This window comes from Streptococcus mitis (assembly GCF_013305725.1).
In the GTDB taxonomy this organism is placed as follows: Bacteria; Bacillota; Bacilli; order Lactobacillales; family Streptococcaceae; genus Streptococcus; species Streptococcus mitis_BO.
The window spans coordinates 1,811,767-1,832,291 of record NZ_CP047883.1; the positions used below are offsets into that span (position 1 = coordinate 1,811,767).

Annotated in this window: 21 protein-coding genes; all 21 read right to left on the minus strand. The window is 39.4% G+C overall.

Annotation, left to right across the window (positions count from 1 at the left end):
* Positions 1 to 255 precede the first annotated feature (255 nt).
* The gene (fusA, locus tag M594_RS08655; RefSeq protein WP_000090350.1) at positions 256 to 2,337 is read right to left on the minus strand and encodes an elongation factor G; all 2,082 of its coding nucleotides are present in this window, start codon (positions 2,335 to 2,337) and stop codon (positions 256 to 258) included.
* 309 nt (positions 2,338 to 2,646) lie between these two features.
* Positions 2,647 to 3,117 carry a 30S ribosomal protein S7 gene (gene rpsG / locus M594_RS08660; protein WP_000087873.1) on the minus strand — a complete coding sequence of 157 codons (471 nt, stop codon included), beginning with the start codon at positions 3,115 to 3,117 and terminating at the stop codon, positions 2,647 to 2,649.
* Between the two features lie 19 nt (positions 3,118 to 3,136).
* Positions 3,137 to 3,550, minus strand: coding sequence for a 30S ribosomal protein S12 (rpsL, locus tag M594_RS08665; RefSeq protein ID WP_001142332.1), 414 nt, complete (start codon positions 3,548 to 3,550; stop codon positions 3,137 to 3,139).
* Positions 3,551 to 3,863: 313 nt separating this feature from the next.
* Positions 3,864 to 4,463 (minus strand): response regulator transcription factor, encoded by a 600-nt coding sequence (locus tag M594_RS08670; protein WP_173876584.1) that lies wholly within the window; start codon positions 4,461 to 4,463, stop codon positions 3,864 to 3,866.
* A 1-nt stretch (position 4,464) separates the two neighbouring features.
* Positions 4,465 to 5,562 (minus strand): sensor histidine kinase, encoded by a 1,098-nt coding sequence (locus M594_RS08675; RefSeq protein ID WP_173876585.1) that lies wholly within the window; start codon positions 5,560 to 5,562, stop codon positions 4,465 to 4,467.
* Entirely contained in the window at positions 5,562 to 6,299 is a 738-nt protein-coding gene (locus tag M594_RS08680; protein WP_173876586.1) for an ABC transporter permease, read from the minus strand. Before M594_RS08680 ends, M594_RS08675 begins: the two co-directional genes overlap by 1 nt.
* Position 6,300: 1 nt before the next feature.
* On the minus strand, positions 6,301 to 7,185 hold the full coding sequence (locus tag M594_RS08685) for an ABC transporter ATP-binding protein (protein ID WP_173876587.1): 885 nt from the start codon (positions 7,183 to 7,185) through the stop codon (positions 6,301 to 6,303).
* On the minus strand, positions 7,172 to 7,366 hold the full coding sequence (locus tag M594_RS08690; RefSeq protein ID WP_004262077.1) for a hypothetical protein: 195 nt from the start codon (positions 7,364 to 7,366) through the stop codon (positions 7,172 to 7,174). Before M594_RS08690 ends, M594_RS08685 begins: the two co-directional genes overlap by 14 nt.
* Positions 7,363 to 7,569, minus strand: a complete 207-nt coding sequence (locus M594_RS08695) for a hypothetical protein (protein WP_004262079.1) — start codon at positions 7,567 to 7,569, stop codon at positions 7,363 to 7,365. Before M594_RS08695 ends, M594_RS08690 begins: the two co-directional genes overlap by 4 nt.
* Before the next feature lie 124 nt (positions 7,570 to 7,693).
* On the minus strand, positions 7,694 to 9,361 hold the full coding sequence (locus M594_RS08700; protein ID WP_173876588.1) for a DAK2 domain-containing protein: 1,668 nt from the start codon (positions 9,359 to 9,361) through the stop codon (positions 7,694 to 7,696).
* A gap of 2 nt (positions 9,362 to 9,363) precedes the next feature.
* Positions 9,364 to 9,729, minus strand: a complete 366-nt coding sequence (locus tag M594_RS08705; protein WP_000216437.1) for an Asp23/Gls24 family envelope stress response protein — start codon at positions 9,727 to 9,729, stop codon at positions 9,364 to 9,366.
* Between the two features lie 155 nt (positions 9,730 to 9,884).
* A complete protein-coding gene (gene rpmB / locus M594_RS08710) occupies positions 9,885 to 10,073 on the minus strand; it encodes a 50S ribosomal protein L28 (RefSeq protein WP_001140948.1) in 189 nt (62 codons plus the stop codon).
* Positions 10,074 to 10,328: 255 nt separating this feature from the next.
* Positions 10,329 to 10,457 (minus strand): thiamine biosynthesis protein ThiS, encoded by a 129-nt coding sequence (locus M594_RS08715; protein WP_173876589.1) that lies wholly within the window; start codon positions 10,455 to 10,457, stop codon positions 10,329 to 10,331.
* 55 nt (positions 10,458 to 10,512) lie between these two features.
* Positions 10,513 to 11,805: an ISLre2 family transposase gene (locus M594_RS08720; RefSeq protein ID WP_173876590.1), complete on the minus strand. Its 1,293-nt coding sequence runs from the start codon at positions 11,803 to 11,805 to the stop codon at positions 10,513 to 10,515.
* A 127-nt stretch (positions 11,806 to 11,932) separates the two neighbouring features.
* Positions 11,933 to 12,160, minus strand: coding sequence for a hypothetical protein (locus tag M594_RS08725; protein ID WP_173876591.1), 228 nt, complete (start codon positions 12,158 to 12,160; stop codon positions 11,933 to 11,935).
* Positions 12,161 to 12,212: 52 nt separating this feature from the next.
* Positions 12,213 to 13,019 (minus strand): ParA family protein, encoded by an 807-nt coding sequence (locus M594_RS08730; protein WP_173876592.1) that lies wholly within the window; start codon positions 13,017 to 13,019, stop codon positions 12,213 to 12,215.
* Positions 13,020 to 13,200: 181 nt separating this feature from the next.
* Complete coding sequence (locus M594_RS08735) at positions 13,201 to 14,835, minus strand: relaxase/mobilization nuclease domain-containing protein (protein WP_125452402.1); 1,635 nt, start codon at positions 14,833 to 14,835, stop codon at positions 13,201 to 13,203.
* Positions 14,829 to 15,221, minus strand: a complete 393-nt coding sequence (gene mobC / locus M594_RS08740; RefSeq protein WP_001171916.1) for a plasmid mobilization relaxosome protein MobC — start codon at positions 15,219 to 15,221, stop codon at positions 14,829 to 14,831. Before mobC ends, M594_RS08735 begins: the two co-directional genes overlap by 7 nt.
* Positions 15,222 to 15,438: 217 nt before the next feature.
* Positions 15,439 to 15,855, minus strand: a complete 417-nt coding sequence (locus M594_RS08745) for a hypothetical protein (protein ID WP_042768467.1) — start codon at positions 15,853 to 15,855, stop codon at positions 15,439 to 15,441.
* A 70-nt stretch (positions 15,856 to 15,925) separates the two neighbouring features.
* Positions 15,926 to 20,251: a PBECR4 domain-containing protein gene (locus tag M594_RS08750; RefSeq protein ID WP_173876593.1), complete on the minus strand. Its 4,326-nt coding sequence runs from the start codon at positions 20,249 to 20,251 to the stop codon at positions 15,926 to 15,928.
* Entirely contained in the window at positions 20,242 to 20,505 is a 264-nt protein-coding gene (locus M594_RS08755) for a hypothetical protein (protein ID WP_173876594.1), read from the minus strand. The genes M594_RS08750 and M594_RS08755 overlap by 10 nt, the downstream gene beginning before the upstream one ends.
* Between the last annotated feature and the right edge of the window lie 20 nt (positions 20,506 to 20,525).

A 20,525-nucleotide genomic window follows, 5' to 3' on the forward strand; every position in this document is an offset into this window, starting at 1 on the left:
GAAAAGAAGAAATTTTCTGAATTTTCTATTTTAACGTTTATTTATGAATGTTCTCCTTTTTTTATAAGTTTTTAAAAGGTAGTTTATATTTTTTTCAACTTATTTCTATTGATAATTATATATTTCTTCCGCAAATAACTTTAACTCATTTTTATATGAAATTTTTATGAGTGCATGTTTTCAGAATCTACAAAATTTATCGGAACTATACAAAAAAGGAAGCCACTAAGTGGCTTCCTTTAGAGTGAGGACTGATTAGTCTTCACCTTTGTTTTTCTTAATGATTTCTTCTTGTACTGACTTAGGTACATCTTCATAGTGGTCAAATACCATCATGAATGTACCACGTCCTTGAGATGCAGAACGAAGAACTGTTGCGTAACCGAACATTTCAGCGAGTGGAACGTAAGCACGAACGATTTGGCTGTTACCATGTGCTTCCATACCATCTACACGTCCACGACGAGCAGTTACGTGACCCATAACATCACCAAGGTTTTCTTCTGGAACAGTGATTGTTACAAGCATCATTGGCTCAAGGATAGCTGGTTGTGCTGATTTAGCAGCTTCTTTAAGGGCAAGTGAAGCCGCAATCTTGAAGGCAGTTTCAGATGAGTCGACATCGTGGTATGAACCATCGTAAAGTTTAGCTTTAACGTCAACCATTGGGTAACCTGCAAGAACACCGTTAGCCATAGATTCTACCAAACCTTTTTCAACCGCTGGGATAAATTCACGAGGAACCACACCACCGACGATTGCGTTTTCAAATTCGAATCCTTTACCTTCTTCGTTTGGAGTAAATTCAATCCATACATCACCGAATTGACCTTTACCACCAGACTGACGTTTGAAGAATCCACGTGCTTGAGTAGAAGCGCGGAATGTTTCACGGTAAGATACTTGAGGAGCACCTACGTTTGCTTCCACTTTGAACTCACGACGCATACGGTCAACAAGGACGTCAAGGTGAAGCTCACCCATACCTGAGATAACTGTTTCTCCAGTTTCAACGTTTGTTTCAACGCGGAATGTTGGATCTTCTTCAGCCAATTTTTGAAGGGCGATACCCATCTTGTCTTGGTCAGCTTTAGATTTTGGCTCAACCATCAATTGGATAACTGGTTCTGGAACGTTGATTGACTCAAGAATGATTTTAGCTTTTTCATCTGTCAATGAGTCACCAGTTGTAGTATCTTTCAAACCAACGGCAGCAGCGATATCACCTGAGTAAACAGTGTCAATTTCTTGACGGCTGTTGGCGTGCATTTGAAGGATACGTCCGATACGTTCACGTTTACCTTTAGAAGTGTTCAATACGTAAGAACCTGATTGAAGCACACCTGAGTAAACACGGAAGAATGTCAAACGACCTACGAATGGGTCAGTCATGATCTTGAAGGCAAGAGCTGCAAATGGCTCTTCGTCAGATGCTGGACGAGTTTCTTCTTCGTCTGTATCTGGGTTAACACCTTTGATTGCTGGGATGTCAAGTGGGCTTGGAAGGTAGTCAATAACCGCATCAAGCATCAATTGAACACCTTTGTTCTTGAAGGCTGAACCACACAATACTGGGAAGAATTCAACGTTGATAGTCGCTTTACGGATACCAGCTTTCAATTCTTCGTTAGTGATTTCTTCACCTTCGAGGTATTTCATCATCAATTCTTCGTCAGTTTCAGCAACTGCTTCGATCAATTTTTCACGGTATTCTTGAGCTTGGTCAAGGTATTCAGCTGGGATGTCTTCTTCAAGGATATCTGTACCAAGGTCGTTAGTATAGATTTCAGCTTTCATCTTGATCAAGTCGATGATACCACGGAAGTCATCTTCAGAACCGATTGGCAATTGGATTGGGTGTGCGTTTGCTTGAAGACGATCGTGAAGTGTGCTTACAGAGTAAAGGAAGTCAGCACCGATTTTGTCCATTTTGTTGGCAAATACGATACGTGGAACTCCATACTCAGTTGCTTGACGCCAAACTGTTTCAGTTTGAGGCTCAACACCTGATTGTGAGTCAAGAACGGTAACCGCACCATCCAATACACGAAGAGAACGTTGTACTTCGATTGTGAAGTCCACGTGTCCTGGTGTGTCGATGATGTTTACGCGGTGGTTGTTCCATTGAGCTGTTGTCGCAGCAGATGTGATAGTGATACCACGCTCTTGCTCTTGCTCCATCCAGTCCATTTGTGACGCACCTTCGTGAGTTTCACCGATTTTGTGGATTTTACCAGTGTAGTAAAGAATACGCTCAGTAGTTGTTGTTTTACCAGCATCGACGTGAGCCATGATACCGATATTACGAGTTTTTTCAAGTGAAAATTCGCGTGCCATGAGGTTTGTTTCTCCTATTTATTTTTGATTTCTATTCTATTATAACACGATTTTAATAAAAACGGATAGGCAGGACCTACCCGTTCTCAATGTTTTCATGCTATTGTTGGTTTCAACTTACGAGCTGGTAAGTTGAGTTGTAGCTAAGAGCTGATCGAGCTCAATTGAACTCGGGCTAAAAACCCAAGTTAGTTGAGTTGAGCTCAAGCTAAAAGTCTGGAGAAAAAGATGAATCTCATTGGTTGCAATCGCAACCTGCTTCGATTCCCTATTTTCTCTGGGACTTTCTTAACGCTTTCGCATCCTATCTTACCAACGGAAGTGTGCGAATGCACGGTTAGCTTCAGCCATACGGTGAGTGTCTTCACGTTTCTTAACAGCTGCACCAGTGTTGTTAGCAGCATCCAAGATTTCTTTTGCAAGACGGTCTTGCATTGTGTGTTCACCACGAAGACGAGCGATTGTTACCAACCAACGAAGTCCAAGTGTTGTACGACGTTCTGGACGAACTTCAACTGGGACTTGGTAGTTAGAACCACCAACACGACGTGCACGTACTTCAAGTACAGGCATGATGTTTTCCATAGCTGTTTCAAATACTTCAAGTGCATCGTTTCCAGTAGCTTCTTTGATTTGCTCAAAGGCACCGTAAACGATTGAAGCAGCTGTACCACGTTTACCATCAAGCATAACGCGGTTGATAAGACGAGTAACTAGTTGTGAATTGTAAAGCGGATCTGGCAATACGTCACGTTTTGGAGCTCTATTTTTACGACTCATTTCTCTTTATCCCCTTTCCTTATGCTTTTGGACGTTTAGTACCGTATTTAGAACGGCCTTGTTTACGATCGTTAACACCTGCAGTATCAAGTGCACCACGGACGATATGGTAACGTACCCCTGGAAGGTCTTTTACACGTCCACCACGAAGAAGCACCACGCTGTGCTCTTGCAAGTTGTGTCCGATACCTGGGATGTAGGCAGTAACTTCGATAAGGTTGCTCAAACGTACACGAGCGAATTTACGAAGGGCTGAGTTAGGTTTTTTAGGTGTCATTGTTCCAACACGAGTTGCAACACCACGTTTTTGTGGTGAGGAAACGTTTGTTTGAACTTTTTTATGGCTGTTGTAACCAACGTTCAAAGCTGGTGATTTAGATTTTTCTACTTTTGATTTACGCGGTTTGCGAACCAATTGGTTAATTGTAGGCATCTACATTCTCCTGTGTTTTTTTATTTTTGGTGATGATACACTTGGTGACAGCTATCATCTGTGTGTACTTTTGCAACATTTGTCAGCACGTCCCTGTACACTCTTGAGAGACCAAAAGTAAAAAGTACCGTCTATTATTGTAACAAAATTTTCCCTTGGTTGTCAAGATATTTTTCTTTTTTATTGTTAATTTTAGCTTTTTTGTAGTGCTCCCTAAAAAAAGAAAAAGGAGGAATCCCACCCTCCTAAAGTTAGTATTGTTCCATTCAATCCCATCAATTTTAGCACATAATGTTCAAAAAATATTATATCATCACAACCAACCAGATTCTTTCGCGATATTAGCTGCCTCTGTTCGATTACCAGCATCTAGTTTCGAAAGAATATTGGTGACATAGTTTCGGACTGTTCCGTTTGATAAATAAAGTTTGTCTGCAATTTCTTGGTTAGAGAAGCCCTGAGCAATTCCATTTAAAACTGCTATTTCTTGTTCTGTTAATGGATTGGGATGCGTCATCACCACTTCCATTAATTCAGGCGAATACTCCTTGCGTCCCTCTAGGACGGTGTGCAAGGTTTGCATGAGGTCTGCAATGTTTCTTTCTTTTAATACATAAGCATCTACTCCAGCCTTGACCGCACGTTCAAAATACCCTGAGCGCTTGAAGGTCGTCACTACAACCACCTTTGTTTCAAGCTTTTCTGCTCGTATCCACTCCAAGACTTCAAGACCTGTCTTAACGGGCATTTCTACGTCAAGGATGGCGATATCTACAGACTCCTTTTCTAATAGTTGGATTGCTTCTTGCCCATTCTTGGCTTGAAAGACAGACTCTACATCCGGTTGAAGCGTGAGCAACTGGCACATGGCATCTCGCAACATACTTTGATCTTCTGCAACAAGTAGTTTCATCTTAGTTTCTCTCCTTATAAGGTAGTCGAACCTGAACTTCTGTCGGTTGTTTCCAACTAATTACCTTTACTTCTCCCGAAAATGGAAGAACACGATCTCGAACTGTATGGAGGTCATCCCCCTTTATAGAAGTAAAGCCACAGCCATCATCTCTCACTGTTAGAATGAGTTCTTTCTCTGTCCGTTCTAATTTTAAGCAGACTTTAGAAGCTTTGGCATGTTTGATGATATTAGTCACCAATTCAAGCAAAATCATGGAAGCCGTTGACTCCAATTCCTGAGTTAGGCTAGCTGTATCTAGTTGATTAGCTATTTCAACCTCAATTCCAGCAATTTCTAACATCTTTTTCACCGTCTCTAATTCGGATGTCAAAGTTCTAGACTTAAGATTTTCCACAATGGTTCGCACTTCACGCATTGATTCTTTGCTAATTTGCTGTATTTCTCTTAATTCCTTTTCTACTTGTGGATAAGCCTGTATTTGAAATAACTGCAAGGCTAAATCTGTCTTGACACTGAGCATAGCAAAAGTGTGTCCCAGACTATCATGCAAGTCCTGACCGATACGACTGCGTTCATTTTCAGCAAGCAATAGATTTATCTTTGCATTTTGCTTGGCCTGAGCTTCTTTCAAATCCTCGACAATGCGAATCCGAACCAAGCCAAAAGTCATCAAATCGACAAACGTAAGAATCCCAAGCAGATAGAATAGAAACTCAACTTCGATTCTCTGAATAATCAACAGTTGCCCCACAACAAAGACTTGAGTAAGGAGAAAAGTCCAGACATGTAAAGACTTTAAACTACGTACACCAAAATGATAAATTAAGAGATTGGAAAGGAAAAAGAAGAACCAAATATAATTCGCAGCAACAAAGGCAGTATAGCTAGCTACATAGACTAGCATGATGCCCCAGAAAAGCCAAGAAAGGCGCTGGTTCTTAGTTATTAAAACACCCAAATACGCCACTACAAATAGAATATCAATCAATAAATGCCAGACAGGAAGCTCCCCAGTCACTACAGGAATGATGGAAAAAACCATAAAAATCAAACTGGCCCAATACATATAGTCTATACTTTTCATTCTTTCAAGCATTAAGCATTCTCCTTATGACCTTGAAGGTAAATGGTCAAACCAAACAAAATAGCTGAAAAAACAAGTAGATAAACTGTGGCTGATAGATTGATGCCATCCTCGTTTAAGAAGGTCTTGAGCAACTCCATCAGCTGATAAGTTGGTAGACACTTCCCGATTGCTTGCATCCAGTCTGGAAATAAAGAGATGGGCATCCAGAGCCCGCCTAAAACAGCCAAGCCTAGATAGAGAAGATTGCCCACGACAGACATCAGCTGACTAGAAGGCAAGAGTGTCAAGGTCAAGCCAAGCGCTACAAAAGCTACACTTCCAACTATCAGCAAGAACGCAGCCCCAATCCAGCTTCCTAAAGGCATATCCACACCTCTGACCAAGTGCCCAACTGAGAAAACAACCAGGATTGAGACCATATAATCAACCATCATACTTGTTATCTTTGATAGATAATATTCTACCATATTTACCGGAGTATGGCGCAATGTTTTCTGCCAGTTGTTGATTTTATCTGTATGTAAAACAGCTGGAAATGAGAAGATAGCTGTCGACATCATGGAAAAAGCCGTCATGGAGATGAGGTAGTCGCGCATAAAATTATCCGATCCACCTGGTGTGTCCTGGTACATACCTGAAAAGAATAAATAGAAGGCTGTCGGCATCCCTACGGATAATAGATAGTAGACTAATTGTCGTTTGGTCAATAGAAATTCTATCTTATTTAATGCTATCCATTGTTTCATCTTAGTCATCTCCCTTTTGTGTTTCTTCAAAGATTGTATCCAGTAAGCTACGATTATTGACTTCAATTTCTTGAATCCTACATCCTGCTCGGACTAATAGTTCCCAGAAAGCATCTGCTTCGCGTGTGACTACTTGTAGAGCATCCTGTTTTTGTGACCAGTTTTCAACCAAGTTTGACTGTTCGACAACTTCCTTATATGCTAGAGGAAGGATAAAGTGCTTTTCAATCTCCTCACTGCGCATGGCTAGAGGTGTTGTATCGCGAATCAACTCTCCCTTATTCAAGACCAAGATTCGGTCCGCTGTATGCTCTACCTCTTCGATATAATGGGAGGAATAGAGAATGGTAACTCCCTTAGCTTTTAGTTCCTGAACAATTTCCCAAAAGCCTTGACGAGTTGAAGTATCCATGGCAGCAGTTGGTTCATCTAAAAAGACAAGCTTTGGTCGCCCAATCAAGGTCAAGACAAAAGAGAAAAGACGCTTTTGCCCACCTGACAATTTTTCTGCAAATTGCTCTTTTTGTTGCTTGTCAAACTGCAATAGTTGATCGATCTCCTGGTTGCTCAAGGGATTTGGATAGATACGTTGAAAGAAAACAATCAACTCTTTTACCTTTAATTTCTGAACGATGACATTTTCTTGAGGGAGGTAGGATCTTGTGTAGTCTAACTTAGAGCTCGTCACTGGCAAGCCTTGGATGGATACTTGACCGCTGGAGACCAATTTATCTCCGAGCAAACAGTCCAAGAGTGTTGTCTTTCCAGCTCCGTTTGGCCCAATCATGGCAACACATTCACCTTCAGCTACCTCAAAGGAAATATCCTTCAAAATAGCTTTACCCTTGATGCTTTTATGCAAGCCTTGTACCTTAATCATATTCATGATATTCTCCTTTCAGCCATTCCATCCCTATAGGAAAGGCGATAAAAATCATAAATCCTAATCCCCAGGCGCCGCGAATAACTTGGTGAAGAAAGACTTGATCAAACCAACCTGTAAACATTTCTACCAACCATGCCACTAGTGATAGCCCAATAAAAAGATAGAGAATCGCTTTTTTCATTTTTCAAACTCCTTTTTCACATCTGAGACCAATTTCAAACCTTCTCGTATTATCCAAGACATCATTCCAAAGCTTGCAAACAACTCCCAAGGAAAATGATAAAATCCTTCATCCAATCCTGAAAACATGAGATAAGTCATGACTCCTGCTGCTATTAAGCTCATTGCGACAATCATTTTATTTTTCATCTCTTCTTCCTCCATTTCATACTTCAATTATAGTCCTTTGAAGTTAGCGGAGCTAGAAGCTTCTGTCACTAAGAAATATGACAAATGTCATAAAAAAAGAAAGTTGCAAAATCAACTTTCTTTTTAATCTATTAAATTTTTATTCCACACTAAATAGGTATGGGTAAACTGGTTGTTGGCCTTGGTGGATTTCGACTTCAACGTCTTCGAATTCTTCTGCGATTTCTTGGGCAATTTCATTGGCAAGTTCTTCGCTTCCGTCTTCACCGACATAGAAGGTTACGATTTCACTGTCTTCATCCAACATATGTTTCAATGTTTCTGTCAAGGTTTGGTGCATGTCAGGGTTTGACACAAGAATTTTCCCATCAACCATACCAAGATTATCGTTTTCATGGATTTCTAAACCATCGATTGTTGTATCACGTACAGCTGTTGTGACGCTTCCGCTAACGACATCTCTAAGGGTTGCAGTCATACGCTCTTGATTTTCTTCAATTGACTTGCTTGGATCAAAGGCAAGAAGACTTGTCAAACCTTGAGGAAGAGTACGAGTCTCTACCACTACTGCTGGTTGCTCCAAAACTTCTGCTGCAGATTGAGCTGCCATGAAGATGTTCTTGTTGTTTGGTAGGAAGATAATGTTACGAGCATTGACCTGCTCAACAGCCTTGATAAAGTCTTCTGTTGAAGGGTTCATAGTTTGACCGCCTTCGATAACATAATCCACACCTTGAGAACGGAAGATATCTGCTAGACCTTTACCAGCAACGACAGCAATCAAAGCATATTCTTTTTCTTCAGCTGGTTTGCTAACTTGAGCAGCTTCTTTCTCAACCTGTGCTTCGTGTTGGTTACGCATATTGTCAACTTTTACCTTAACCAAGCTACCATATTTGAGACCTTCTTGCATAACAAGTCCTGGATCTTCCGTATGGACATGGACTTTGACGATTTCATCATCATTGACAACGAGGAGAGAATCCCCAAGTTCATTCAAGTAGTTACGAAATTCGTCGTAGTCAAAATCTTTGGCATAGGTTGGACCTTGCTTAAGAGCTACCATAATTTCAGTACAGTAACCAAATGTAATGTCCTCAGTCGCCACATGACCAGCCACAGACTTATGGTGCTCTGCATTGATCATTTCACTCATGTTGGCAGGAGTGGCTACAAAGTCCTCAGATGCGATATATTCGCCAGTAAGGGCTGAAAGGAAACCTTCATAGATGAAGACCAGTCCTTGACCACCTGAGTCCACAACGCCAACTTCCTTCAAGACTGGAAGCATATCTGGCGTTTTAGCTAGAGCGGTTTTAGCACCTTCTAAGGCTGCACGCATGACTTCAACAGCGTCATCTGTCTGCTCAGCTTTTTTCTTAGCACCGATAGCAGCCCCACGAGAAACTGTCAAAATCGTTCCTTCAACTGGTTTCATCACTGCCTTATAGGCAACTTCTACACCTGATTGGAAGGCAAGGGCCAAGTCTTGACCTGTTAACTCGTCTTTATCCTTGATGGCTTGTGAAAATCCACGGAAAAGCTGAGACGTAATAACGCCTGAGTTTCCACGCGCACCCATCAAAAGACCTTTGGCAAGAATGCTCGCTACCTCGCCAACTGTAGAAGCTGGCTTGTCTGCAACTTCTTTAGCTCCATTTTCAATGGTCATTCCCATGTTTGTTCCAGTATCTCCATCTGGAACTGGAAAGACGTTTAATGAATTGACATATTCAGCTTGCTTATTCAAGCGAGTTGATGCAGCCTGCACCATTTCTTGAAATAAGCTAGTAGTAATTTTTGACACGGTTATTCTCCTACAACTTTGATATTTTGAATGTAGACATTTACAGTCTGAGCAGTAATTCCAAGTTGGTTTTCCAAACTAAAACGAACACGCTCTTGAATGTTTTTTGACACTTCGCTAATCTTTGTTCCGTAGCTCAACACGGTATATACATCAACTGCAATACTGCCATCTTCGGCCGCCTTTACGACGACACCTTTGGAATAATTTTCCTTACCTAGAAGGGCTTGGAAATTATCTTTGAGGGCATTTTTACTAGCCATACCGACCACACCAAAAATCTCAGTTGCTGCTCCACCTACGACGGTTGCAATCACTTCATCTGTTAGTTCGATTTGACCATCTTTTGTATTAATTTTTACAGTCATCCTTTTTACCTCAACTAGTTGATACTCTATTTTATCATATTTCAGCCCAAGTGTAAAAGCAGAATACTGTATCAGCGGATATTTACTCTATTTTTCAAATGATTTTATATCTACAGTAAAAGAAAAAAGACCCTAAGGTCTCCTTACTTTTATTATTAAACGCGTTCAACTTTACCTGATTTCAAAGCACGAGCTGAAGCCCAAACTTTTTTAGGTTTACCATCGATAAGAACAGTAACTTTTTGAAGGTTTGGTTTTACGGCACGTTTTGTTTGGTTCATCGCGTGTGAACGGTTGTTTCCTGATACAGTCTTACGACCTGTAAAGTAACATACTTTAGCCATTTGTGTTTTCCTCCTATTAGATCTAATATAGCGGATGTGCTAGCACCACATACCGTACTATGTTATCACACTTTCTCTGTTTTGGCAAGGGGATTGAAAGATTTGTTTGTGTCTAAATTTTTGGGAATAATCAAATATCCTTATAACTCAATAAGAAAGCGAGATTTTTCAGACAAAAAAACTGGAAAAAGTTCCTCACTTTACCCCAGCCCTTGACTATATTGCACTATTTATGCTACAATATTGTTTGACTGATTAAGCAAAGTGTGTTTTTGTCTTAATCGGTGGTGTAGAAGTTGCTGCTTCTACACCTTTTTCGTTTTTATTTACTCTATTATTGTAACACACATTAGGCAAAAAAGCAACTATTTTGTATAAAAACATGACAAAAACACCTCTAAAAAATCTTTTTTTAGAGGCTTTTGTCTGCCTTTTTGTATTATTTATGCCCTCTTTTTCTGATAACAGCTTTGTGCGGCCTATGGTTAATACGAAATCCTGCACCTAGTCCCGTATCCCTAAATTCTTCATACTCTTGTCTCCAAGATCCAAAAAATAGATTGTATAGCTGATCAATTCGTTCAAGGAGTATCATTCTGGACATAGTACAAGCCCCTTCGATGGACCAATACATCCCTCGATGTTTCATACGGTAAGTAACCTTTCGGTGCTGACTCTCCATTACCCCGATACCACGTGAGGATAACCCTCTAAGTTTAGGTGGTCTAGTGTCACAGAAATTTCTTAATAATTTCTTACGAAAATTGTAAAAATTATCAAGAGCTTCTTGACTTTCTGTGAGAGATTCAACTGTATCTAGTACGGTCTGAAGCAGGCTCTTCTGATGATTTTTGATGGCCTTAAAAGCAAGATCAAGTAGTGTAGATGGGTACGGCTTCAGGAATCTTTTAAGTTCTTCATTGACATGATAAGCATCCCAGAAATGCTCATGACGTTTAATCCGTAGGACCTTCTTAATTTCTTGAAATATTCTGCGAGAATATCCTTTACCATTGTCCGAGTTAGTGATAAGAAGAGTTCGATCAGTGATTTCAAAATGATTGCAGAGATAGTCTATCAATTCTTCCTTTGCTTGTTCATGGCTTGTATGGATAATCTCATGCTTATTCTCTAGTACATACCGATTATTACCAACCTTCTTCGCTCCAGTATGAATCAGAAAATGGGCCAAGTCTGTATTGTGTCGTTCATCATTGCTTGATGTTGTCTTGACGAGCACACCATCTCCCTCCAGGTAGATTTTATCTGCCTGTATTTTTTTCGGTTGCTCATCACCTTTAAAAAGCCGATAACGTTCCCTCTCTGAAAAGAGTTTACCTGCCATTTTTACGGACTTCAAAACAGCGTCCTTTGTTATCTCCAAACGATAAGCCATCTTAACTGTTCGACAAACTTCACGGTAGGATAAAACGGAAGCGTGTTTTGCCATGTGAAAAATCAACTCGGGAGAATAACGCATATACTTTTCTAGACCTAGCCACTCATCTACGGGATAACAGCTTTTCTTTCCCTTTCGCCAGCGATTCCTAGAAAAGGTCACCTCTCCAAATGTAAAAACAACTGTCCTCTCTGTACTATCTATCCGCTTATATCCCCTCAGTCTCATGGAGGGAGCTACTTGCTCGTCATAATCTCTTACTCGCTTCAGGAATTGCTGCTCACGTTTACGATCTAGTTCTGCGACAAATTCTTTTTCATCAAATCTAAACATACTCTCTATTGTACTGAAATCATGACTAGATTGAAAACATCACAAACTTTCTACAAGACTCTTTCAAAAATAAAAGCCTTCCCTTATTGGGAAGGTTGTTTGATTATAAGTATAAGTATAATTATATTTATAACGATAAACTTTCGATTAGCTTATCAAGGTAATCTGATGCAGACTTTGCCCCAGCTGCTTTAGCAATTTTATCCAATTTTTTCCTATTGCTTGGTTTTAAAGTAAACTGAAATTGCTTTTTGCGTTCAAAACTTTCAAAATTGGCTACATCTGAAATCTGCTCAGGTTGATGGGTTGCTTCGATAATCTGTGAAATCTCTTTTTCTTTTGGTGTGAATGCCATGACAATCTCCTTCTAATTATATTTATAATTGTATTTGTGTTTATAAATATAATTATATTGTATCATAAATTTTTGAAAAAGTCTGCTCCAGCTCAGTGAAAAACTTTTTGTGTTTTTGATAAAGCTCAGGATTCTCCTTCATATCTGCAATAGAGATCTTATCAATCGTGGAATGATTGAATAACTCTTTTGCTGGTACAATTCCTAGAAGGTTATCTGTTCCCTTTTCTTTAGCTTCAAGTCCCAGGGCTTCCAGTAACTCTCTTGATGACCCATAGTTTGGTCGGATCATATTTGCTAAGAAATATAACTCAGCAGTAATGTATGATTCCCTTGTGCGATAGTCAATTACATCCTTTCTGAATGCTTCTAACCGAGTTGATAGATTGAATTTGGCATTATAACCAAACTCTGAAGGAGTTAAGGGACTAATAATAGCGTGACTGACCGCCACAGCATTTTTAGTAGCTGTCGCAAAGTCTGGTCTACAATCAATCAAGATATAGTCAAACTGATCCAACTTTTTCTTTTCGTAGTTATCCTCTAGCCAAAGATAAAGTAACATATTTTTCTTATCGCTGTTCTCCAAATCTCGTTCCACCGTGTCAAGTTGAACTGAACCTGGAATTAGACTGATATTTTCCTTGACTTGCTTAATATCCACATCGCCTCCCTTAAAAGCATTGGCAATTGTATTCTTGCTCTCATAGATATTGTAACACTGAGTCAAATTACACTGATGGTCTAAGTCTATAAAGAGAACCTTCTGACCTTTCTTAGCCAACCATTCCCCATAATTAAAAGTTAAAGTAGTTTTTCCAACACCGCCTTTAATGGCAGCAAATGTAATAATCTTCATTTGACATCCTCCTGTTTTTCTATATCTCTATTATACCATTATAATTATATTTGTCAATATGTTTATAATTATATTTATAATTATTTTTGCAATGAAGTTTCTCCTTCCTTTTCACCAGCAATTCCTAGAAAAGGTTCTCTCTGTACTGAAATCATAACTAGATTGAAAACATCAGAAACTTCTACAAGACTTTTTCATCCTCAAATCGTCGGTCAACTTTCTCTTCACGACTACGCACGTGCTCCTTAATATCTCTATAATCTGTGTAATGTTTTAGAGTGTCGTCAAAGAACTCTTGTAAGGCTCCTTTTTCAATTTGGAATTGTTTAATCAGTTGACTGACATCTTCCAGTCCCATATCTTTTGGAACTCCTAAATCATCCAATAGTTGTACCGCTGCAAGACTATTTTCTGGAGATTGCTGGATGGCTAAAAGTGCTCCTTCAATTTTATGATAACGTCCAAGTCGCTCATCTAGCTGTCTTAATTCCTCCTGGGTAGCCTCTATCTTTTCATTAAAGCGCTCCTCCAAATGTTGAAATTGTGCTCCATCTGTCACGCCGTGCTCAACTAAGAAATTATATTCCTTAATCAGTTCACGCATAGAGGAAATTTGAGCGTTTTTAGTAACGAGTGTTTCGCCGTTTTGTTTGGCCAATTGCCTTGCGACAGTCAAGCCCATCATGTACCTATTTTTTTGAGATTGATCAGGATTGAGAAAATAAAAATAGTCTTTCTCTTTGATATAGATGGTATAATTTCCATCCTCATTTTTATCAACTTTATGAGAAGGTATTAAAATTGTACCACTATTTAAAGCTCCCATATCCATCTGCACGTAAATGCCTTGCTTGCTTTCTTGCTCGACCTGCCAGGATTCCACTTCCAATTTCAATTCAAAATCATTTGCCGTTTTTTCTTTTGATTCTTGATATTGTTCTTTCAATTCCTCCACATCAAAAACTAACTGATTCTTAGAAATTCTCTCTTTTATTTTTTCAAGAGAATAGAGTCCTTTCTTCGATAATGTATCATCTCGGACATTTCTTTGTTGGGGCTGATCGAGCAATTTATACTTCACAAATTTTCCAGAGAAATCAATCTGAAGATTAAGCGCAGCTGCCTTTTGTTTGAAATCTTCTAACGACAAAGAGTGCTTCAGAAGAAAATCAAGACGTTCCTTGATTTCAAACCGATAATTATTTTGTCTCCGCCAAGCAGAATACTTTGTATAAGAATTTTTCATAGTAGGTTCAATAATTTTAGCGCCATATCGTGCCGCATGTTTGTCCGAAATGGCTCTCAAATTTTTCAAGGTTTTCTTTTCCCAACGAAATTTCTTGAGCGTTGAGGTATTGGTGGTATTAAGTATGATATGGTTATGAAGATGATCTTTATCCGTGTGGGTTGCGATCACAAACTCATAATTTCCACCTGTCAATTCTAACATCGTTTGACGGCCAATTTCATGAACCTGCTCAGGAGTCAAGTTATCATCTGGAGAAAAAGACTGGATAATGTGATGAGCTAATACTTGTTTTCCTGAAGATAATTCTTTCAAGTCATCATCTCCTTTTTTAAAGGCCGCAGCTAATTTTGTCATGACCATTTCTTCATCTGCTACACTAAAATCAGAGATCCCATTTCCAGATACTAGCTTCATTTGAAGCTCACCATTATGATAGACAAGAGGAAAATCAAGATCACTTTCTGCAGTTTCTGATACAAGAGTTTTCGCTTCATTCAGAATATAGCGTACAGCTATTTTTAAATTGGAAGGAGTTTTAATTTGTTTGGGTGTTTTGATTACTACCATTCGTCATACGTCCTTATTGTTTTCACTTTTCGTTCCTGTAAACTTTTCTTCTCCGCACTAGAAAGTTTGACAGCCACCATCTCTTTCAACTCAGATAGATAGTCAATGACTTGTGCCACTTCCTCTGGCGTAACTCCTTGATTTTCATTGGCATGTTTGGCAATTTGGTTGATGTTCGTACCCACTCGATTGATAGCAACTCGAAGGTCTTTCAATTCAGAAAAATCAATTTGAACCACCTTCCCTTGTACCAGTTGATTCTTCGCATAGTATTGAAAAGATGGAACTCCCATTTGGGCCATCGCCGTTTTAATTTGACGATCTTCCTCTGGTGTTAGTCGTATCAATTTTTGTATATAGCGTTTTCTATTTTCTCGTTTCTGCATTATTTTTTTATCCTCTTTCTCTCAAAGTCTCTAGCATATTCTGACCAGGCATCAGCACCTGACTTCCTTGTGGCAAGCGTAGCAAATGGATATCCATTTGCGAAATTTAAAAAAATCAGAGAAGGAGAACCTTGTAGTTTTCCTTCTTGATTTTCTCAGTTTTGGGGAAATCCCCAAGCCCCTTTCCTATATCTTTTGGAGTACAACCTCTAACAATTTATCGCAACCAACTGAAGATGTTTTTGAAAATAGATGATTGCTTATCACTATTTTCTACACTTTTTTCTTTCTGACCTTGTAACTTTTCAGCTAAGACAGAAAGTTGTTGAGCAGTTAGAGGCTGGAAAATCGACTGCCCAATTTGTATTTCTGTCAGTAAGATTTTTTCTGTGAGTACAGCTTGAAATTCTTCATCTGTAATCATCTTGAGTAGCTCAATATTTTCTTCTTCCCACTCCAAAAGAGCAGGATCTCCTTCAGGTAGTTGAGACTGTTCTTCCTCTAGTTGCTCCAGAACTTTTTGGCGAGTCAAGTCTTTAGCGTTTGGCGATACTCCTTGAACTCTGTCTCCATCCATGATTGGAATAAAGTCTGAAAGGATGATGATCAGTTGTTCTTCTTGTTCATTAGTCATGAGTGTTGTCCTCCTTGATGATGATTTGTTTTTAATTTGACCTTGGGTTTATTTGGGGTGTCCCGTTCGGTCATTTCGAGAAACCCTTCTCTTTTTTTGATTGTGCATCTGCTTTCAACTCCTGCTTGTGATCTTCGACAGCCTGCTTGCTCTGATCTTTAAACTTCTCCAGTTTTTGTTCAAAACTACGCTTCGTTTGTTTCTCCTGACTCAATCTTAATTGTTCCAATGCTTGATCCATCCGAACCATTAAACTTTTAGCTTCTTGTTGGACAATATCCAACTGTGCTTCTAAATCAGCAAGTGTCTCCTTATCAGCAGACCACCCAGATAGATAGTTAAAGGAATACTCTGACGTATCAATACCATAGTATGAAGAAACGACATAAGCGACACTTTCAGCCTGGAGTTCAGCGGTGCTTCTAGTTAGATTTTCCTTTTGAGGATTATCTGCATGATGCAACTCTGCATGAGCCATTTCATGTAAGAAAGTTTTAATAATTTGAGCCTTGTTCATCTCATTACTACGTAAAACAATTTGATTTTCTGAGACAGAATAATATCCATGTTTATTATTTTCCATCTCTTCAAATCGAACCGATACATCATTTTCTTTTGCAATAGCCATTAGGGCACGGTAAAGATTTGCATAGTCCAAATCAGTCAGCTGTTCTTTCACTTCTGCAGCTTTTGGCATCTCCTTTCCTTCTGTCTGACTAACATCAAAAACTGGTACCAAACCAAAGAATGTAACTGTTTCTGGTTTCCCATTTTTATCCAATATTGGTTGGTTATTCTCATCCTTTTTGATCTTCGTCATAGGTTTAAAAATACGTAAAGCCTTCTCACCTTTTTTCACATAGCGACCAAAGTTTTCTTTCCACTGTTTGAAAGAAGCTACTTGCCTTGCTTCAGGATTTTGTGCAAGAATTAAGCGCAAGTTGCGATTAGAATAATTATTTAGTTGGCTCATTCTCGTTAGATAGTCTTTGTACTTATCTGAATCCAGAAACTCCTTAATCCCTTCTTTAAGATGACGACTTAATCCTGCCATATCTTTATTTTGAATAAAATCTGCGACTGCAAGACTGCCAGTTGCTAAAACAATTTCATCCGCTTGTAGACTCTCCTCGCCCTCTGGTTTAGAACCTGGTTTCGATCTAAAATCATACGGATTCGTTCCCTGAAGCAACTCCTCCTCATCAGAAACTCCGTCAGCATCCGCATCACTTTTCAAACCCTGTTTGTTGTGGTCTTGTTCTTCTAGTTTGATTTCTTCCTCTTGTTTTTTTTCAAATTCATCTCGAACTGTGGCGATCGTTTGTTCAACTTTTTCTGATAAACTTTTGATTTCTTTTTGCCATTTTTCTACAAGAGCTACTTGTTCCAACGGAGAATCCTTGACTCCCAACTTCTCAAACCAAGCAGATAGATTTTCGGCCTCAACACTATCCATTCCATCAAAAGAAATAAATCCAAGACGACCATCATGACTACTATCTGTAAATCCAATTGGACTATTTTCCAAATTTCCAAATGGGAGTTGGGATAGAAGTTGATCTGCGTAAGGAGTATCTTCCAAAGCGTAACTGAACTGCGAAATATCTAACTCACTCGCCAATCTCCCCAGATGATACTGAGTGAATATAGCCCCATCTATCTTCATCAATTCTGGGTACTCTCTCATTTCTCGTGTACCAAGTCTTTCTTTATGAGCGATGGGGTTAATCTCATCCCCAATATCGTAACGGATGCTATCCTGAATCAGTTCACCATCAGGAGCGTAGATACTAAACTGAATCTTAGTTGGAGAGATGTAGCCTTCTGGGTGACCGCCAGTCACTTGTTTTAGCCCTTCCTGATGTAACTGATAGAAACTCTGGTTGGCCTTGTAAAGCTCTCTAGCGAAATCTTGATAAGATATCAGCTCAGTTTCTTTAAAGGGCAATTTAGGCCCATCTGGGCGCTCCTCAGCCCATTGAAGGCGTACATGGTAGTTCTCCTTATAAATACGATCTTGTTCCCATTCTTTATAAAAATCTGAATTTGTATCTAGGAGGCGGTCTTCTCCAGCTGCAGCAACAATCTGATCAAATTTATCATTGTACTGCTTCGCATAGTCAAGATACTGATTCCAGGCTTGATGAAATTCTTCTGGAGTTTTTGAAATGTCACCTGGCACACCTAAATTATAGACAGTATCTAAGACTTGAGTAAACGTAGCCGAATCAAGTAGGGGTTTATTCAGTGTGCTCTCTGAAGTAGTTTGTTCAGTTTCTTTAGAAACTTCTTCATACTGCTTATTCTTCAAAACTGACAGCATTTCTGCACCTTTGTCTTTAACATATTCCTCATTGATTGAAAGTTGCTCAATCTGTCCATCTCTTTCTCTATAAACACCGAGAATAATCTTTTCATCCAACAATTTAACGTTAGTTTCAAGCTCTCCCTTGAGTTTCATAAGAGAGGCTGGAATTTTTTCATCTCCAATATCTTTAAACAGTAGTAAGAAATCTTCATCTTTTGCTTTAATAGCTTCACTCATATTGAGATTGTGAAGCTTTTCAACACTGCTCAAATCATCTAAAACAAAAGAATGTGGATCTAAAATATCACGCAACATAGGAAGAACTTGCAATTTATCCTTAATTGCATTACTAATCAACATACCGTCATAATGCCCCCGACCATTTGCAATATCATCTAGGAAATTTGCTGCTCCCTTTCCCTCTTCAAAAGGTCTGATCCCTGAAAGATGGATAAAGTTATCCTTTTGAAAAGTCACCTGAAGCACATTCTTCTCTCCATGATCCGCATAAACAAAGTTGATCTTACTGTCAGCCAGTTCATTTAAATACCAGGACGCTGTACTTTGGATAGACGGCGCATATTGATTTAATCGTCTTAAATCCGCTGGTGTAATCGGATGATAATTCGCTATTCTCCGTTGCACTTTATCATAATTTGTGCTAAACTGTAAGTAAGGATAGGATGATGTCGGGTGACTGGTAACAGTTTGCTCAAAGGTACTTGTTTCAAGTACAGGTGAGGTACTGCCTTCAGCTTTAGGCTGTAAAGAACCCGTGCCACCACTGGTCCTATCATTCATTTGCTCCTGGGAATTCTCAGGAGCTTTTTCTGTGCTCTGAATTTGTTTTTTTGGCTCCCTACCATCTCCAAGAGGATTGGAAGGTTTTTCATAGATCACTGTTTTGTCCGAATCAATGACCATTTGTTTTCTAGGCTCTACTGAAAAACCTATATTATCCCAGTTTTCCTTCAACCACGTTGCATCTTCAGGAGAAAGATGGCTGGTATCAGGAAAGTGGCTTGATGCTTGAATTTCCTCCGTCTGCTCCAGTTGTTTTTCTTGCTTCAGAATCTCGTTCCAGTCTGTCTTCTCCTGGCCTTCACGTTTTGGTGGTCTTGCATCGATAACTGGGATTTTCTTCTCCCGTAGTTTGGTAATAAAGTCTGTACCTGCTTTATCGTGATCAACTGCCAGCGTGATGAGATCATCATATTTGTGATCTTGGAAAAGTGTGGATGTTTCCGCTGCAACAGATAAAAATTTAGAGGTACGTGTTAACTCACTAGCCTTGGTATAATCCCTTTCATCCATCGCAATCTCCCCTCGCTCCTGCAGAATTTCAAGAACATAGTGAGACAAAACTCCCTCTTTTAATCCTTCCATCGCAACCAGTCGAACATCGTTTAATTCGCCCTTATGAAGCTCATAATAGCTCATAAGGTCAATTGGTGCCTCTGTCACAATTAAACGCTTAGGAGAGCCTATAGAAACGTTTAAGCCACTAATAGATTCTGATTGATACATTATTTGTTTCAAGTATCCTTTGCCAGGATGACGTTCTTGATCAGGAACAAGTCCCTGGAGGCTCGCACCTACCAGTTGCTGATTTCTGTCCAAGTATTTAAAAACCAAGACATCTTCTATAACACCATCTTTATCCTTACGTTTAGCTTGGGCTAATACTCCCTTTTCCAGGAAGAAGTCGATTGTATCATCAGAGAGACCTCTAATCTCCTTGAGATAGGATCTCGCCTCCACAAATCGTTGTTCGTAAGGGGCTAGTGTATAATTGAAAGGTTGACGTTCTTCCTCTACTGGTTTTGCTTCAGGAAAGGAACCTGTCTCTAAGAATACCATGGCCTCCTTATAGCTGACATTTCGCATTTCTTGGACAAGGTTGATGGTGTCCCCATACTTATCTGCTTGTGAATACCAATGCCAGGTATTCTTCACAGTATCAATCTTAAACGAGTCATGCTCAGCCCAATAATACTCTCGATGTGACTTTCGCTTCATCTCCATTCCAAGGCTACGAGCTACTTCTAAAATATCCAGCGATTTTGCCTGTGCTTTTGTTAAAGGCATACTCTTTCCTCCTCTACTAATTCCTTAAATAAAAGATATCCTTCAGGAGTTGCATCTAGTTCACTAACAACTAATGGATCTTCCTGATTCGTTGTCACAAAAAGATGAGGAGCTAATTGATAAAAAGTCTCCTCATCTGCCTGTTTAAGTAGCTGCCAAATAGCATAACGTTCTGTGGCTAAATTTTCTAGCTTTAATGCTAGAACCTGCGAGATACTCTCCAGGTATCCTAATTGTGTTTTAGGTGTTTCCATCCTTCTATCCTTTCTGTATG

What these genes read in the sequence shown, in the direction of transcription:
- fusA (WP_000090350.1), bottom strand. Translation starts at nt 2,337, where the DNA reads ATGGCACGCGAATTTTCACTTGAAAAAACTCGTAATATCGGTATCATG.
- rpsG (WP_000087873.1), bottom strand. Translation starts at nt 3,117, where the DNA reads ATGAGTCGTAAAAATAGAGCTCCAAAACGTGACGTATTGCCAGATCCG.
- rpsL (WP_001142332.1), bottom strand. Translation starts at nt 3,550, where the DNA reads ATGCCTACAATTAACCAATTGGTTCGCAAACCGCGTAAATCAAAAGTA.
- M594_RS08670 (WP_173876584.1), bottom strand. Translation starts at nt 4,463, where the DNA reads ATGAAACTACTTGTTGCAGAAGATCAAAGTATGTTGCGAGATGCCATG.
- M594_RS08675 (WP_173876585.1), bottom strand. Translation starts at nt 5,562, where the DNA reads ATGCTTGAAAGAATGAAAAGTATAGACTATATGTATTGGGCCAGTTTG.
- M594_RS08680 (WP_173876586.1), bottom strand. Translation starts at nt 6,299, where the DNA reads ATGAAACAATGGATAGCATTAAATAAGATAGAATTTCTATTGACCAAA.
- M594_RS08685 (WP_173876587.1), bottom strand. Translation starts at nt 7,185, where the DNA reads ATGAATATGATTAAGGTACAAGGCTTGCATAAAAGCATCAAGGGTAAA.
- M594_RS08690 (WP_004262077.1), bottom strand. Translation starts at nt 7,366, where the DNA reads ATGAAAAAAGCGATTCTCTATCTTTTTATTGGGCTATCACTAGTGGCA.
- M594_RS08695 (WP_004262079.1), bottom strand. Translation starts at nt 7,569, where the DNA reads ATGGAGGAAGAAGAGATGAAAAATAAAATGATTGTCGCAATGAGCTTA.
- M594_RS08705 (WP_000216437.1), bottom strand. Translation starts at nt 9,729, where the DNA reads ATGACTGTAAAAATTAATACAAAAGATGGTCAAATCGAACTAACAGAT.
- rpmB (WP_001140948.1), bottom strand. Translation starts at nt 10,073, where the DNA reads ATGGCTAAAGTATGTTACTTTACAGGTCGTAAGACTGTATCAGGAAAC.
- M594_RS08715 (WP_173876589.1), bottom strand. Translation starts at nt 10,457, where the DNA reads ATGTTTTTATACAAAATAGTTGCTTTTTTGCCTAATGTGTGTTACAAT.
- M594_RS08720 (WP_173876590.1), bottom strand. Translation starts at nt 11,805, where the DNA reads ATGTTTAGATTTGATGAAAAAGAATTTGTCGCAGAACTAGATCGTAAA.
- M594_RS08725 (WP_173876591.1), bottom strand. Translation starts at nt 12,160, where the DNA reads ATGGCATTCACACCAAAAGAAAAAGAGATTTCACAGATTATCGAAGCA.
- M594_RS08730 (WP_173876592.1), bottom strand. Translation starts at nt 13,019, where the DNA reads ATGAAGATTATTACATTTGCTGCCATTAAAGGCGGTGTTGGAAAAACT.
- M594_RS08735 (WP_125452402.1), bottom strand. Translation starts at nt 14,835, where the DNA reads ATGGTAGTAATCAAAACACCCAAACAAATTAAAACTCCTTCCAATTTA.
- mobC (WP_001171916.1), bottom strand. Translation starts at nt 15,221, where the DNA reads ATGCAGAAACGAGAAAATAGAAAACGCTATATACAAAAATTGATACGA.
- M594_RS08745 (WP_042768467.1), bottom strand. Translation starts at nt 15,855, where the DNA reads ATGACTAATGAACAAGAAGAACAACTGATCATCATCCTTTCAGACTTT.
- M594_RS08750 (WP_173876593.1), bottom strand. Translation starts at nt 20,251, where the DNA reads ATGCCTTTAACAAAAGCACAGGCAAAATCGCTGGATATTTTAGAAGTA.
- M594_RS08755 (WP_173876594.1), bottom strand. Translation starts at nt 20,505, where the DNA reads ATGGAAACACCTAAAACACAATTAGGATACCTGGAGAGTATCTCGCAG.